Origin of the sequence: Olleya marilimosa CAM030, from assembly GCF_000518485.1 — a bacterium.
In the GTDB taxonomy this organism is placed as follows: Bacteria; Bacteroidota; Bacteroidia; order Flavobacteriales; family Flavobacteriaceae; genus Olleya; species Olleya marilimosa.
In genome coordinates, this window is record NZ_KI912443.1 from 113,212 (window position 1) to 128,785 (window position 15,574).

General features: G+C 33.7%; 9 protein-coding genes. 4 read left to right on the plus strand and 5 right to left on the minus strand.

The window, feature by feature from the left end; all coding sequences use genetic code 11:
• Positions 1-12: 12 nt before the first annotated feature.
• Entirely contained in the window at positions 13-2,817 is a 2,805-nt protein-coding gene (locus M890_RS0114465) for a TonB-dependent receptor (RefSeq protein ID WP_028284202.1), read from the minus strand.
• A gap of 202 nt (positions 2,818-3,019) precedes the next feature.
• On the opposite strand from M890_RS0114465, the gene dgt reads away from it, so the two are divergent.
• The 3 genes from dgt (at position 3,020) to M890_RS16285 (ending at position 9,188) form a co-directional block, all read left to right on the plus strand.
• Positions 3,020-4,363 carry a dGTP triphosphohydrolase gene (dgt, locus tag M890_RS0114470; RefSeq protein ID WP_028284203.1) on the plus strand — a complete coding sequence of 448 codons (1,344 nt, stop codon included), beginning with the start codon at positions 3,020-3,022 and terminating at the stop codon, positions 4,361-4,363.
• Between the two features lie 91 nt (positions 4,364-4,454).
• Positions 4,455-8,468: a thrombospondin type 3 repeat-containing protein gene (locus M890_RS16550; protein WP_084553700.1), complete on the plus strand. Its 4,014-nt coding sequence runs from the start codon at positions 4,455-4,457 to the stop codon at positions 8,466-8,468.
• Between the two features lie 6 nt (positions 8,469-8,474).
• Positions 8,475-9,188, plus strand: coding sequence for a hypothetical protein (locus tag M890_RS16285; RefSeq protein ID WP_051437556.1), 714 nt, complete (start codon positions 8,475-8,477; stop codon positions 9,186-9,188).
• A gap of 41 nt (positions 9,189-9,229) precedes the next feature.
• On the opposite strand, the gene dxs is transcribed toward M890_RS16285, so the two are convergent.
• The gene (gene dxs / locus M890_RS0114485; RefSeq protein WP_036597716.1) at positions 9,230-10,999 is read right to left on the minus strand and encodes a 1-deoxy-D-xylulose-5-phosphate synthase; all 1,770 of its coding nucleotides are present in this window, start codon (positions 10,997-10,999) and stop codon (positions 9,230-9,232) included.
• 60 nt (positions 11,000-11,059) lie between these two features.
• Between dxs and M890_RS0114490 the strand changes: the two genes are divergently transcribed.
• Positions 11,060-11,509, plus strand: coding sequence for a nucleoside deaminase (locus M890_RS0114490; RefSeq protein WP_028284206.1), 450 nt, complete (start codon positions 11,060-11,062; stop codon positions 11,507-11,509).
• A 140-nt stretch (positions 11,510-11,649) separates the two neighbouring features.
• Here M890_RS0114490 and M890_RS0114495 read toward each other — a convergent pair whose 3' ends face one another.
• The 3 genes from M890_RS0114495 to aspS are packed head-to-tail and all read right to left on the minus strand — an operon-like array spanning position 11,650 to position 15,516.
• Complete coding sequence (locus M890_RS0114495; protein WP_028284207.1) at positions 11,650-11,889, minus strand: hypothetical protein; 240 nt, start codon at positions 11,887-11,889, stop codon at positions 11,650-11,652.
• 44 nt (positions 11,890-11,933) lie between these two features.
• A complete protein-coding gene (locus tag M890_RS0114500; RefSeq protein ID WP_028284208.1) occupies positions 11,934-13,715 on the minus strand; it encodes a chloride channel protein in 1,782 nt (593 codons plus the stop codon).
• Positions 13,716-13,761: 46 nt separating this feature from the next.
• The gene (aspS, locus tag M890_RS0114505; RefSeq protein ID WP_028284209.1) at positions 13,762-15,516 is read right to left on the minus strand and encodes an aspartate--tRNA ligase; all 1,755 of its coding nucleotides are present in this window, start codon (positions 15,514-15,516) and stop codon (positions 13,762-13,764) included.
• Positions 15,517-15,574 lie beyond the last annotated feature (58 nt).

Consider the following 15,574-nt stretch of genomic DNA (forward strand, 5'->3'; position numbering starts at 1 on the left):
GTGTTATATTTATTAAAATTTATATTTAAGTTGAAGTCCTAAATTCATACCTCTTTTGTAATCTGTAACACCTTTTCCGTTTGCAGACACTACTAATACATCGCCTTGATTTTGGTCTTCTCTAACGTATTGGATAGTTGGGTTTAAAAGATTTTTAGCGCTTAAGTTGATTTCAAAATTATCATTGATTGTATTTTTCCAGATAAAGTCTAAAGTTGGAACACTTTTTTCTACAATGTTACCTAAGTCACCAGAACCTAATGCATCGATACGATCAGAGAAGTATGAAAATACTAAGTTGGCAACAGGCTTATAGTTTTTAAAGGTTGGTGAGTAGCTGATGTCTGCATTTAAGATAAATGGCGAAGCACCTTGTAATTCGTCTTCGGTTTTATTAAAAGCTAAATCAAATGTTCCATCTATGTTTTCATATAAATCTTGATTAGTTTTCATGTACGTTGCATTAACTCCAAATGATAAATTGGTGTTTTGATCTGCATCAACTAATAGGTCTTTTCTTAATTCTACTTCAACACCATAAACAGTTGCTTGATCTCCTGTTCTAACATAACGTTGAGTACCTGTTGCATCACCAACAACAACAAGATTTATTGGATTGTCAATTTGTTTGGTAAATGCACCTATTGAAAAGATTTCACTTTTACTAAAAAACCACTCATATTTTAAATCAATATTTAAAACCTCAGAGTAACCAAGTGCATCTGGATTACCACCAATACGTGTAGATACGTCTTCGTAAACAAAAGGAGCTATTTCTTTAAACTCTGGTGTAGATACAGTTTTGCTTGCAGATAATCTTAGGTTTTGATCATCCGTTAGGCTATATTTAACGTTTAAACTAGGTAAAATAAATGTTTCTTCAGATACTTTAGAGTCCACACCATTGTTTCCTAAGTTAATCACATTGTAATCAATACTTTGTTCAAAATTTTCTAATCTTACGCCAGGTACAAACAACCATTTTTCTCCTGCTTTAATTTGGGCATCTACATAACCAGCATAAATGTTAAGCTTACCATTATAAGTGTTTTCAAAAAGTCCAGGTCTGTTAGTGTTAGAAAGTGTTGGGTAAGGTTTTAGTACTTTAATTTCGTATAAACCATTAGATGAAGGATTAAGATTTAAGTTGTCAAGATTAAACACTGAATCAAAATTATTAACATCTGTTATTTGATAATCGCTATCAACTATATCGTAACCATATCTAACATTATTAAATTGTCTTGTTTTGTTACGACCATTGTATCCAAAATTAAATTTTAGATTGTCATTAACCTCATAAGCTAAATTAATACGTCCATTGTACTCATCATCTTCAATTTTTTGAAAGTAACGTTGGTTATCAAATACTACATTGCTGTAAAAGGTTGGGTTTGTTGTTGGGTCATTATCTAAAGCGTAGTCGTAGTTTTCTACACTAAAACGCTTACGGTCTGGTTGGTCTGAAAACACTTTGTTGTATCCAAATCCCCAATCTAATTCAAAATTACCCGATTTGTGATTTCCTATTAATTGATTGACAAACATTTTAGTTTGGTCAAATTGTATGTTTTGTTGGTAAAACCCTTTGTCTGTGTTTAAAATAGCATCTCTACTTCTTCCTTGACCATCTGTACCATAATATCCTACTTCGTCAGAAGAACTATTAATAAATACTGAGTTAAAGCTTAAGTTATTATCAGAGTTTATTTTGTAATTGATGTTTGCCATAGCTGTTGATGTTGTAGAGTATTCAAACTCTTCTGCAGCTTCAAACGCTTTTTTCTCTACTGTAGAAAAATCTACAGATCGACCTTGTCTATACTCGTAATTGTTTTCAAATCCACCAGTAACAAAAAAGCTTAATCTAGAACCGTTTTCAAAATTAAATGAACTACCTCCAGATGCACCATAGGCAACATTAATAGGTGTGTCTATAGCTACAGGATCTACACCATGAGATAGAATAATTGCAAATGGGTTATGCTCGTTTCTTCCGTAAAATCCAAAATAACCAGTACCTTCACTACGTACAAAGTTTTTATCTACAGCATTAGTGTTAAATCCACTGCCTGTAAAAGCATCTACAAAACTTCCTCCTTTATGTTCTTTAGAGGTAATGTCTACATTACCTGCAGCAAAATCTCCGTAAAATTGAGCTGCATAAGCTTTACTAATGGATACATTTTGGATAACATCCGAAGAGAATAAATTTAAATCTATGTTTTTCTTGTTAACGTCATTAGATGGTAATGATAATCCATTCATGGTTGTGTTAAGGTATCTGTCTCCAAGACCTCTTACATATACGTTGCTTGATCCTTCTTGTTTAGACACTCCAGATATTTTAGCAACAGCACCAGCAGCATCACTTACTCCTTTTCTAGATAACTCTTCTGCACCAATACTCTGTTTGATTTCGATAGCTTTTTTTTGATCTAGTAATAAAGCGGTTTCACTTTCACGTTTGGTAGTAACAGTTTCAAGTATTACTTCGTCTAAAGACGCAGCACTGGCTCCCATTGCAACATTAATAGTTGTTGTTTTTCCGGCTTCAACAATTGCAGCTATAGTTTGTGTTTGATAACCAACAAAACTAAATTCTACATTGTATGAACCTGGTTTTAAGTCTGAAAACAAATATTTACCATTGTCATCAGACGTTGTACCTATAGTAGTGCCAGTAATTAAAATGTTGGCAAAAGCAAGAGGTTCGTCGTTAAATTCTTTATCAGTTAAAGTTCCTGATATTGATCCATTTTGAGAATAAGTTACGATGCTAAATAAAGCAAAAACTAAGTATGTTAAATTTTTCATTTTGACTATTAAAATTCTTGGTGCAAAGAAACCTTGATATTGTAAAGTCAAGGTTAACTGCAGATTAATAGTTAGTCACCAAAAAGTTAGCTAAAGGTTACCAGAATAGTTTTAGTGTTACTTTTTCAAAACATTAAGTTAACATTAGAAAGTACTTTGCTTTATTATTCAAATAGTTATCTTGCAATACTAAATTTTGAATATGAATTGGGAACAATTATTATCGTTAAAACGCTTTGGCGACACTAATAAAAGATTAAGAAAAGAACAAGATGAAACTAGATTAGGGTTTGAAGTAGACTATGATCGTGTTATTTTTTCGTCAGAGTTTAGAAGTCTACAGGATAAAACTCAAGTTATTCCTTTGTCTAAAACTGATTTTGTACATACGCGATTAACACATAGTTTAGAGGTGAGTGTTGTAGGACGTTCTTTAGGTAGAAAAGTAGGACAAAAAATTTTAGAAAAGCATCCACATCTTCAAAATATACATGGCTATTTACCAAACGATTTTGGAGCAATTGTAGCTTCAGCAGCATTAGCACATGATATAGGTAATCCGCCTTTTGGTCATTCTGGAGAAAAAGCAATTGGCGAATTTTTTATCTCTGGAGAAGGTCAGCATTATAAAGAAGAGTTAACAGCTAGTCAATATCAAGATTTATGTGATTTTGAAGGTAATGCCAACGGTTTTAAAATAGTAACACAAAGTCGTGCAGGCAGAGAAGGTGGTTTAAGATTAAGCTATGCTACATTAGGGGCTTTTACAAAATATCCAAAAGCATCATTACCTAAAAAGCCTACAAAGCATATTGCAGATAAAAAGTATGGTTTTTTTCAAACAGAAAAAGATTCATTTAAAGACGTTGCAGAAGAGTTAGGGTTAATCCCAAGAGGTGATGCTAATAGTTTAAGTTATTCTCGTCATCCTTTAGCTTTTTTAGTCGAAGCTGCAGATGATATATGTTACACAATAATAGATTTTGAAGACGGAATTAATTTAGGGTTAATTGAAGAGGAATACGCGTTAGAGTATCTGATTAATTTAGTACGAAACTCCATTAATACTAATAAATACCATAAGCTAACTAATACTAAGGATAGGGTAAGTTATTTACGTGCATTAGCTATTAATACATTAATTAATGAAGCAGTAACCATTTTTATGGAAAACGAAGAAGCTATACTTGACGGTCAGTTTAGTATTAGCTTATTGGATAAAAGTAAGTACGAAGCACAAATCAATGATATTATAAAATTAAGCATTGATAAAGTATATCAATCTAAAGATGTAGTTGATAAAGAAATTGCTGGTTACCAAATATTAAATTCATTATTAAATACTTACAGTAAAGCTGTAAATAATACCTTTTTAGGAAAAGCTACAAATTATGATAAACTAATAATGAAAGGTTTACCATCAACATTAGACTTTAATATAGATAGTTTGTATGTAAGATTGCTAAATGTATGTCATTATGTGTCTTTGATGTCTGATAGTCAAGCTATTATCGAATATAAAAAAATAAAAGGGTTTAGTTTATAGTTTGTATTATTTCTAAAAAAATGAATTTTTAACAATAAAACTCTTAAAAAAATATTAAAAACCGGTATTTTTATAGTCTTAAAAAAATAAAATGAAGAAGAAAATTATTATCCTAACGTCATGCGTTTTAGTATGTCTGGCTTTTTTTACCCTAACTAAAGTAAAAAATTCTGAAGTTTCTGAGATGGCTAACGCCAAAGAAATTCACAAAAATCATTTAGAAAACAGTCCTTTTAAAGAGGTTTTAAAATTAACTAAACCCGAAAGAAAAGCTGCTGGATTAACTCCTAACAAATACTACGAACAAGAGTGGGAGTTAACAATGGATCCTATCTTAGGAAGACCAACAACTGAAAAATTAAGACTAATTAGAGAAGCACAACAAGCTAAAAGACAGGCTTTTTTAGCCTCAGGTAGAGTACCAGGAGATGCTATTGATAACAGTTGGATAGAAAGAGGTCCTAATAATGTTGGAGGTAGAACAAGAGCTATCATGTTTGATCCTAATGACACAACTAACGAAACCCTTTTTGCAGGTGGAGTTAGTGGAGGGTTATGGAAAAACACTAATATTTCTGACGCTAATTCTAGTTGGATTAGAGTTGATATCCCAGAAAATTTAGCGGTTAGCTGTATCACTTATGATCCAAATAACACAAATATATTTTATGTAGGAACAGGAGAATCATACGTAGGAGGAGATGTAAATGGAGATGGTGTATGGAAATCTGAAGATGCAGGTATGACTTGGTCTAAAGTCCTTGGTGGTATCTCAGGACCAACAACAACACAAACTATTATAAATAACATTACAGTAAATGCGCCAAGCAGTATTGCTGGAGATTATATATCTAATCCTACAAGTATTTTTGGTGGAAGTATTGATACTGTAATTACAGCTGAGTTTATTTTGGCAGATGGAACCGTACCATTTACTGGTACCAATGGACAAACATCAAATAACCCTAATGAAGGTTGTGGACCGTCAACAATAGACATGACTGGAAAAATCGCTTTAATAAGAAGAGGGGTTTGTACATTTATTGAAAAAGTTAAATCAGCGCAAGATGCAGGGGCAATTGGAGCGATTATAATGAATAATGTGGATGACGCACTAATTAATATGTCAGGAGATGATGACTCAATTGTAATACCTGCTGTTATGATATCTCAAGCAGATGGTAATCTTATTGAAGCAGCTATTAATGCAGGTACTGTAACAGGATCTTTAAATCCACAAATAGGAGTTTTAAACGGTACTTTAGTGCCAGGAATTCAGTTTGTAAACGATATAAAAGTAAGAGATAACAATGGTGTTTCAGAAGTTTATGTTGCAGCAGGAGATAGTTTTTATGGAGCTGCAAATACAGCAACATTTTTAACAGGACCAGAGTTTGGTTTATACAAGTCAACAGATAATGGAACTAACTGGAACGAAGTAGTTTTACCTACAACAACTTTTGGTAATAAGTTTTGTCCAAACGATATAGAAATTGGTGCAGATAACAAAATATGGTTATCTACAACTAATAGTACTGTGTTTGGTGATGGTGGAGGAAATATCCTTAATTCTACAGATGGGATAACGTTTACAGTTAAACGCACTGTTCCAGACGCGACTAGAACTCAAATAGCTGTCTCGTCCTCGAATGCAGATGTTGTTTACGTATTAGCACAAGGTAGTACTGCTGCAGCGCCAGTTTTAATGGAGAAAACCACGGATGCTTTTACTACTAACACAACAATGAGTTTACCTAACGATGCAGATACAGGTATTGCAGCTAATGATTTTACAAGAGGGCAAGCATTCTATGATTTAATGTTAGAAGTAGATCCAAATAACGATCAGATTATCTTTGCAGGTGGAATTGATTTGTTTAAATCCTCAAACGCAGGAAATAGCTGGAGCCAATTTAGTCATTGGTATGGTGGTTTTGGATTTCAAGATGTGCATGCAGATCAACATGCTATGACCTTTGCTAATGGATCATCAACAGTAGTTGCTTTTGGTAATGATGGTGGTGTGTATTATTCTGCAAATGCAGGATCAACTACAACTTCAAGAAATAAAGACTTTAACACGTCTCAATTTTATACGGTAGGTGTAGCTCCAACAACTGCTTTTACAGGAGATTATTTTGCAGGAGGACTGCAAGATAACGGGACACAATTATTTGAAAATGCTAATCCAAATCAAACAGATGCTACTATTGAAGCTTATGGTGGAGATGGTGCTTTTACATTTTTTGATCAAGACGGAACAGATCAATATTTTGTAAGAAACTACGTTTACAATTCAGGGATTAACGTTTATAATTTTGCAACAAGCTCTAATGTTACTATCAACAACGAAACAGCTTCAAATGGAGCGTTTATTAATCCTCAAGCATTAGATTCTAATTTAGATATTTTATATTCTAATTATTCATCAGGAGGAAACAGCATTATTAGAAGGTATTCAGGGATTAAATCTCAGTCTACACTTCAAGCAGTAAGTTTAACAGACCCATTATTAACAAGCACACCAACTGCTTTTACGGTATCTCCTCATACCACGACCTCGTCTAAAGTTTTAGTAGGTACAATATTAGGAGATGTGTTTTTAATAGAAAATGCAAATCTAGCTTCACCAACTTTTACACAATTAGATCCTTCAAATGTGATTTTTGGAAGTGTTTCTGATTTAGAATTTGGAGCTACTGAAAATGAAATTTTCTTAACAGTTCATAATTATGGTGTTCAGAGTATTTGGTATTCTAACGATGGTGGTTTAGTATGGCAAGCTAAAGAAGGTGACTTACCTGATATGCCAGTTAAAGCCATTTTACAAAATCCTTTAAGTCCTGACGAAGTTATTATTGGAACAGAATTAGGCGTTTGGTTTACAAATAACTTCTCTGATGCTAACCCAAACTGGAATCAAGCTTTTAACGGAATGTCAAATGTTAAAGTAACAGACCTAGATTTAAGAGATGACAATATGGTTTTTGCATCTACTTATGGTAGAGGAATCTTTTCTGGTGAGTTTAAAATTGATGCTAATGGTGACGAAGATGGTGATGGTGTCCTTAATGGAGTAGACAATTGTGTTAATACCGCTAATGCAGATCAAGCAGATGCAGACGGAAATGGTATTGGAGATGCATGTCAAGATACGGATGGTGACGGAATATTAGATATTAATGATAATTGTCCACTAAACGCTAACCCTGGTCAAGAAGATGCAGATGGAAATGGTGTTGGAGATGCATGTCAAGATACAGATGGTGACACTATTTTTGACGATGTTGATAACTGTATAGCAATACCAAATGCTGACCAACAAGATACTAACGGAAACGGAATTGGTGATGTTTGTGATACTAGTTATACTAATGCTGATAATATCGCTTTACAAATTATTTCAGAAACTTGTGATGGTCAAGATAACGGAAAAGTTATAGTTACTGTAAATGAAACTTATGTGGATTACGTTACAACTTTAGTAGGTAATGGATTAAACTTATCTCAGTCGTTTACTAATAACACCTATACTTTTGAAGATTTACCTGTTGGTTCTTATACAGTTTGTGTTGCTGTGGATGATATTGCGATCGATTATCAACAGTGTTTTGAAATTAATATTGAAGAAGCTGGTGTTATAGAATTACAGATTGCTAACAGCAATAATCTAAATTCTGATACAACTAATGTTGAGGTTAGTAGAGGTACTGCTCCATATACTGTCCTATTTAACCAAGAAGTAATAATGATTACATCTGATACTAATTTTGATTTAGATCTTGTGGGTAACGGAGAGTTAGAGATAAAAACTTCAAAAGCATGTGAAGGTACTTTTAGAAAAACAATTCAAAATGCCATTAGCTTAAAAGCTAGTCCTAATCCAGTAATTGATAATCTTAAAATAACAATTCCAAGTTCAGATACTAAATCTACAATCGGAATTCAAATTTATGATGTTACAGGTAAGTTAGTGCTTAATAATAACTACCAAAAAACTAGCGCAAGTTATATACAAGTTCCTTTTGCAAATCTAAACTCAGGAATCTATTTTATAAAAGTAGATTTAGATACTCCAGAGGTTTTAAAAATTATAAAAAAATAAAAAAAGATGAATAAGATATTAAAATTAATACCTGTATTAGCAGTAGCAGCTGTTTTTACTGCATCATGTAGTAGTAGTGATGATGGAGGAGGAGCAGGTGTTGCTCCAACAGTACCAAATACTGCTCCAACAGCAGTCTCAAATTTAGTGTACCCAAGTTCAGATTTATTATGTATTGATAGTAACATTACCTTTGAATGGGCAGCAGCTACTGATGTAGATAATGATGTTTTAGAATATACAATCAGAGTTGCTACAGATAGAGATCAAACTAACATCATAGCACAACAAACAACTACTAATACTTCAATAACAATCCAACTAGGAGCAGGAACTGCGTATTATTGGAACGTTACGGCTTCAGATGGAGAGGATAATGCAGCAGCATCATCTACCTTAGCTTTCTATACAGAAGGAAACGGAGTTTCTAATTATGCACCATTTACAGCAGCATTAAATGCACCAGCTGTAGACGCTTTAGTTGATGCAGGAACAACTACATTAGATTGGACAGGATCAGATGTTGATGTTGCAGACACCTTAACCTATGATTTATATTTTGGAACGACATCAAGTCCTGCTATTAGTCAATCTGATTTAACAGTATCAACTTTTGATGTTACAACAGTAGCTGGTACAACGTATTATTGGAGAGTAGATACTAAAGATAACAACGGAGTAAAAAGTATTGGTCAAGAGTGGTCGTTTACCACAAACTAATACATTATTTAGCTTATAATTTTAAATGGCAGACTAATTTTTTAGTCTGCCATTTTTTTTAGTAATTCACTCAAACTCTTTGGGTCAAGCTGAATAGATTGCTGTAATTCTAAAACGGTTCCGTGTTCTATAAACTGATCAGGAATTCCTTTTGTAATTACCGTATTTTTATAATTATGTTTTACTGAAAATTCAGCTATTGCACTACCAAAACCACCTATAACAGAACCGTCTTCAATGGTAACAATAGTCTTATGTGTTTTAAAAATATTATGAAGCATCTCCACATCCAATGGTTTTACAAAACGCATGTCATAATGAGAAAATTCTGAGGTGTCTTCAATTAAATCGAATGCTTCAGTAGCGTTTTTAGCCATATTACCAATAGAAAGTACAGCTATGGATGTTCCTTGTTTTAAGCACTCACCTTTACCAATTTCAATTTTAGAAAACGGTTGTTGCCAATCTAGATTTTCACCTCGTCCTCTTGGGTATCTAATAGCAATGGGTTGTTTTAAACCCAACTGCGCAGTGTACATAATGTTACGTAAATCGACCTCGTGTCTTGGTGCAAAAATTATCAGGTTAGGGATGCAACGTAAATAAGCTAAATCGTAAACACCATGGTGTGTTGCACCATCTTCGCCAACCAAACCTGCACGATCTAAACAGAAAATTACAGGTAATTTTTGCAAAGCAACATCGTGTATAACTTGGTCATAAGCGCGCTGCAAAAATGTTGAGTAAATATTACAAAACGGTACCATACCTTGAGTAGCTAGTCCAGCAGCAAATGTAACTGCGTGTTGTTCAGCAATTCCAACATCAAAAGCACGATCCGGAATTTGCTCCATCATGTACTTTAATGAGCTTCCGGTTGGCATTGCTGGTGTAATCCCAATAATTTTTTCGTTTTGTTTTGCTAGTTCTACAATAGTATGTCCAAAAACATCTTGATATTTTGGTGCTTGTTTGGTGTTTGATTTTGGATTTAATTCGCCAGTATCTTTATTAAATTTTCCTGGCGCATGATAGGTGACTTGGTTTTCTTCGGCTTGACGTAACCCTTTCCCTTTTGTAGTTATAACATGTAAAAACTTTGGTCCTTTTACATTTTTTAAACGCTTTAATTCATAAATTAACAGCGGTAAATTGTGGCCATCTATTGGTCCAGAATAGTCAAAATTTAAAGCTTCAAAAATATTGTCTTGCTTTTCAGTCCCTTTTTTAACGTTGGTCAAATATTGCTTTAATGCACCAACACTAGGGTCAATTCCAATAGCATTGTCGTTTAAAATAACTAATAGGTTGGCATCTGTAACGCCTGCGTGATTCAGTCCTTCAAAAGCCATTCCGCTTGCAATTGAGGCATCTCCAATAACCGCAATATGTTGCGTGTCTAAATCACTTTTTAATCTAGAGGCAATTGCCATACCTAAAGCTGCAGATATAGAAGTTGAGGAGTGCCCAACACCAAAAGTATCAAAGTTACTTTCTGACCTATTTGGAAAGCCACTTAAACCACCAAGTTGTCTGTTGGTTTCAAAAGTATCGCGTCTACCAGTTAAAATTTTATGTCCATAAGCTTGGTGTCCAACATCCCAAACTAATTGGTCTTTTGGTGTGTTAAAAACATAATGCAGTGCAATAGTTAACTCTATTACACCGAGACTTGCACCAAGATGTCCTTCTTTTGTGGCCACAATATTGATAATAAAATCGCGAAGTTCTTTAGCAAGAATAGGTAAGTCGTCTTGTTTTAAAAGACGAAGCTGTGTTGGATTTTGTATTTTATTAAGGAAATTACTCATTGCTTTACAAATGTAGTACTTGAAATTGTATTTTTGATTTTTAATAGTCAACTTTCTGATATGATAAACCCATATGACGATACTTATTTTATGAAAAAAGCACTTCAGGAAGCTGAGGAAGCTTTTGATAAAGGCGAAATACCTGTTGGAGCTGTCATTGTAATTAAAGATCGCATTATTGCTAGAGCGCATAATTTAACAGAGCTTTTAAACGATGTTACAGCTCATGCCGAAATGCAAGCTATTACTGCTGCTGCCAATTTTTTAGGCGGAAAATATTTAAAAGATTGTACGTTGTATGTCACTTTAGAGCCTTGCCAAATGTGTGCTGGTGCTTTGTATTGGAGTCAAATTTCTAAAATTGTTTATGGAGCTAGGGATGAAGATCGTGGTTGTATTGCATTAAATACAAAGCTACATCCAAAAACTAAAATGGTTGGTGGAGTGTTAGCTGAGGAAGCATCAGCTTTATTAAAACGTTTTTTTATTGAAAAACGAAACTTAAATTAATGGACTATTGTTTGCGGTTTAGTGCATTAGCGATAGTAGCGACATCCTTTTTGTTTTACTAAAAAAAAACAAAAAGATACAGTGGATAGCGCGACCCTTTGTAGCTTTTCAGCGGAAAAGGGTAATGCCCAAATAAAACCCTAAAATCGTCTTTTATCGCCTTCTTTTTTACGCATGTCTTCTATCTTTTCTTTGGTTAACATGTATTCTTTGGCATCTCTGTCTTTCCATCTGTGGTAGGTAAATAAAGGGATGACTATAAAAAACAAACCTAAAACACCAAAGCCTATTAGTTTTTGTCCATAGTCAACTTCTAGCCAATAGCCACAAATTATGCTTGCTACAGATGCGATAAATGATAATGCAATTAGGTATTTCATGTTTTAAAAAGACGTTATTTTTTGTAAAGATATAAAATGCGTTACTAAGTCGTCGTGTAGTTAATTAATTGACGTCTGTAAGCAGTTAATAATTTAGATTTTGAAACAAAACCAATGTATATACCATCTTTAATTACAGGTAGATTCCAAGCGTTTGAGTCTTGAAATTTTGTCATAACCGTTTTCATAGAGTCATTTTTATAATCAATAATATCTGGTGGATTATGCATTAAATCTTCTACTAAAGTCGTATCGTATAGTGCTTGATTAAACATGATTTCTCTGACATCATCCAACAGGATTATACCAACTAAAGCTTTGTTTTTATTAACCACAGGAAATAGATTTCTGGTAGATTTTGCAACGCCTTTATGTAGCATGTCTCCAAGCGTCATGTTTGGGTTTAGTTTTACAAAATTGGTTTCTATTACACTATCTAAAGACATTAGGGTTAATACACTTTGGTCTTTGTTGTGGGTCAATAACTCACCTTTTAAAGCTAACTCTTTGGTATAGATGGTAAAATCTATCGCGTTTTTTTTAATAATGAATGACATACTTACAGCTATCATTAATGGGATAAATAATTCATAACCTCCAGTAATTTCGGCAATTAAGAAAATGGCTGTTAATGGTGCGTGCAGTACTCCTGCAATTAATCCAGCCATACCAATCAAGGTAAAATTGGTTTCCGACACAATAAATCCTAAACCTAAGTTGTTGATTATTTTGGCAACCACATTACCCAATGCGCTACCCATTACCATGGTTGGAATAAAAATTCCTCCAGCTCCTCCAGCTGCAAATGTGGTAGTCATTGCTATGGCTTTAAATACAGTAATCCCAATTAATAATCCAATGACTACCCAAATATTATCCTTTAAATGGTCAAAAGGAGTTGTGCCTAATGCAGCTAAATGGTTTCCTGCTAATAGGTTATTTATAAAACCAAAACCTTCTCCATATAATGGTGGAATAAAATATAACATGACACCAATAGCTAATCCACCTATGATTAATTTAATGAGTCTTGATCTAAATCGTTCGAAAAATTTTAAGATAAAAAAGTACATTTTAGTAAAATAAATCGAAGCAAATCCAGTACCTACACCTAATACTACATAAAATAAAGTGTCTTTAATTTGAAATTTTTCAGAAAAATTAAAGTTGAATAATAGGTCGTCACCCAAAAAGAAATAAGAGGTTAAAACCGAAGCGACTGAAGCTATAAGTAATGGTAATAATGAAGCAAAGGTTAAATCCAAACTAAAGACTTCTACCGCAAAAATTATAGCTGCAATTGGTGATTTAAATATAGATGAAATTGCTCCTGCTGCAGCGCAACCAATTAATAAAGTACGCGTTTGTTGATTAACATGAAACAGCTTACCAAGATTAGAACTTATTGCAGATCCTGAAGCAATAGCTGGTCCAAGTAATCCAACAGATCCTCCAAAACCAACAGTTAAAGGAGCAGTTATTAACGGAATGTATATTTTAGAACGTTCTATTAATCCGCTACGTTTTGATAATTTAAATAAAATAGAAGGTATAGCGTGTTCTACCTTTTTTTTAGAAACATATTTTGTAAATAAATACACTAAAAACAATCCAAAAACAGGAAGTATAAAATAGACTTGATTTTTAGAAAACACGACTAGGTTATCTAAAGCACTCTCAATAGTAAACGTAATGTTTCTAAGTGTTACAGCTGCTAATCCTGCCAATAGTCCAACCAGACCACTTAAAATATAAGTAAAGTTTTTTTCAGAGACATGTTTAATTCTCCATATAAAAAACCGTTTATGTAATGGTTGTTTTGGCATAAATTAAATGTACCAAAAAATCCTGCAAATTGCAGGATTTTTATTGTTATGATTTAATATTTAGTTTTAAGCTTAATTCTTCAAGTTGAGCATCGTCAATTGGAGCAGGAGCGTCTATCATGACGTCTCGACCAGAATTGTTTTTAGGAAATGCAATAAAGTCCCTAATAGTTTCTTGACCGCCTAAAATAGAGACTAACCTATCTAGTCCAAAAGCTAAACCACCATGTGGAGGCGCACCATACTCAAAAGCATCCATTAAAAATCCAAACTGAGCTTTAGCTTCAGCTTCACTAAATCCTAAATGTTTAAGCATGATAGCTTGAGTTTCTTTATCATGTATACGTATTGATCCTCCACCAATTTCATTTCCGTTAAGGACTAAATCATATGCGTTTGCTTTTACGTCTCCAGGATTAGTGTCTAATAATTCTATTTGACCAGGTTTAGGTGATGTAAATGGATGGTGCATAGCGTGGTAATGACCAGTTTCTTCATCCAACTCTAATAACGGGAAATCAATAACCCATAAAGGAGCAAATACTTTAGGGTCACGTAGCCCTAAACGTGTTGCTAATTCCATACGTAACGCACTTAATTGTGCACGCACTTTATTAGTGTCACCTGATAGTACACAGATTAAATCTCCTGCTTTTGCGCCTGTTTTTTCTGCCCACTTAGCTAAATCGTCTTGGTCAAAAAACTTATCTACAGATGATTTGAATGTTCCATCCTCGTTTACACGACAATAAACCATACCTAAAGCACCAACTTGTGGACGCTTTACCCAATCAATTAACTTGTCTATTTCTTTACGTGTGTATGCGTTTCCGCCAGGAACAGCAATACCAACTACTAACTCGGCATCATTAAAGACTCCAAAGTCTTTATGTTGTGCAACGTCATTAAGTTCTCCAAACTCCATTCCAAATCTAATGTCTGGTTTGTCGTTTCCGTATAAACGCATCGCATCGTCATATAACATACGTGGAAATTTGTCAACCTCTACACCATTTACTTCTTTAAGTAAGTGACGTGTTAAGTTTTCAAATACGTTTAAAATATCTTCTTGCTCTACAAATGCCATTTCGCAATCAATTTGCGTAAATTCTGGTTGTCTGTCTGCACGTAAATCTTCGTCTCTAAAACATTTTACAATCTGGAAGTATTTATCCATTCCACCAACCATAAGCAATTGCTTAAAGGTTTGTGGTGATTGTGGAAGTGCGTAAAACTCACCTTCATTCATTCTTGAAGGGACTACAAAATCCCTTGCTCCTTCTGGAGTAGATTTGATTAAGTAAGGCGTTTCTACTTCTATAAAACCCTGGTTAGATAAAAAGTTTCTAACCTCTTGTGTTACTTTAGATCTGAAAATTAAGTTGTTTTTTACCGGATTACGTCTAATGTCTAGGTAACGGTATTTCATTCTAATATCTTCACCACCATCTGTTTTGTCTTCGATGGTAAAAGGCGGAAGCAAAGCTTTGTTTAGTATGGTTAATTCCTTTACTAAAACTTCAATATCTCCAGTTGGGATGTTTTTATTTTTTGATTCGCGCTCTATAACAGTTCCTTTAACCTGAATAACAAATTCACGACCAAGCTTTTGTGCTTGTTCTATTATTGCTTTAGATGTGCGTTCCTCATCAAAAATAAGCTGCGTTATTCCGTAGCGATCACGTAGATCGACCCACATCATAAACCCTTTATCTCTTGATTTTTGTACCCAACCTGAAAGGGTAACTTCTGTATTTATATGTGATGCGTTTAGCTCACCACAGTTATGACTTCTATACATAATAGTTTATTAGAAATGCAAAAGTAAAAAATCCGAAGTAAAGACTTCGGATTTTTTG

Coding starts and splice junctions, on each gene's coding strand:
- M890_RS0114465 (WP_028284202.1), bottom strand. CDS start 2,817: ATGAAAAATTTAACATACTTAGTTTTTGCTTTATTTAGCATCGTAACT.
- dgt (WP_028284203.1), top strand. CDS start 3,020: ATGAATTGGGAACAATTATTATCGTTAAAACGCTTTGGCGACACTAAT.
- M890_RS16550 (WP_084553700.1), top strand. CDS start 4,455: ATGAAGAAGAAAATTATTATCCTAACGTCATGCGTTTTAGTATGTCTG.
- M890_RS16285 (WP_051437556.1), top strand. CDS start 8,475: ATGAATAAGATATTAAAATTAATACCTGTATTAGCAGTAGCAGCTGTT.
- dxs (WP_036597716.1), bottom strand. CDS start 10,999: ATGAGTAATTTCCTTAATAAAATACAAAATCCAACACAGCTTCGTCTT.
- M890_RS0114490 (WP_028284206.1), top strand. CDS start 11,060: ATGATAAACCCATATGACGATACTTATTTTATGAAAAAAGCACTTCAG.
- M890_RS0114495 (WP_028284207.1), bottom strand. CDS start 11,889: ATGAAATACCTAATTGCATTATCATTTATCGCATCTGTAGCAAGCATA.
- M890_RS0114500 (WP_028284208.1), bottom strand. CDS start 13,715: ATGCCAAAACAACCATTACATAAACGGTTTTTTATATGGAGAATTAAA.
- aspS (WP_028284209.1), bottom strand. CDS start 15,516: ATGTATAGAAGTCATAACTGTGGTGAGCTAAACGCATCACATATAAAT.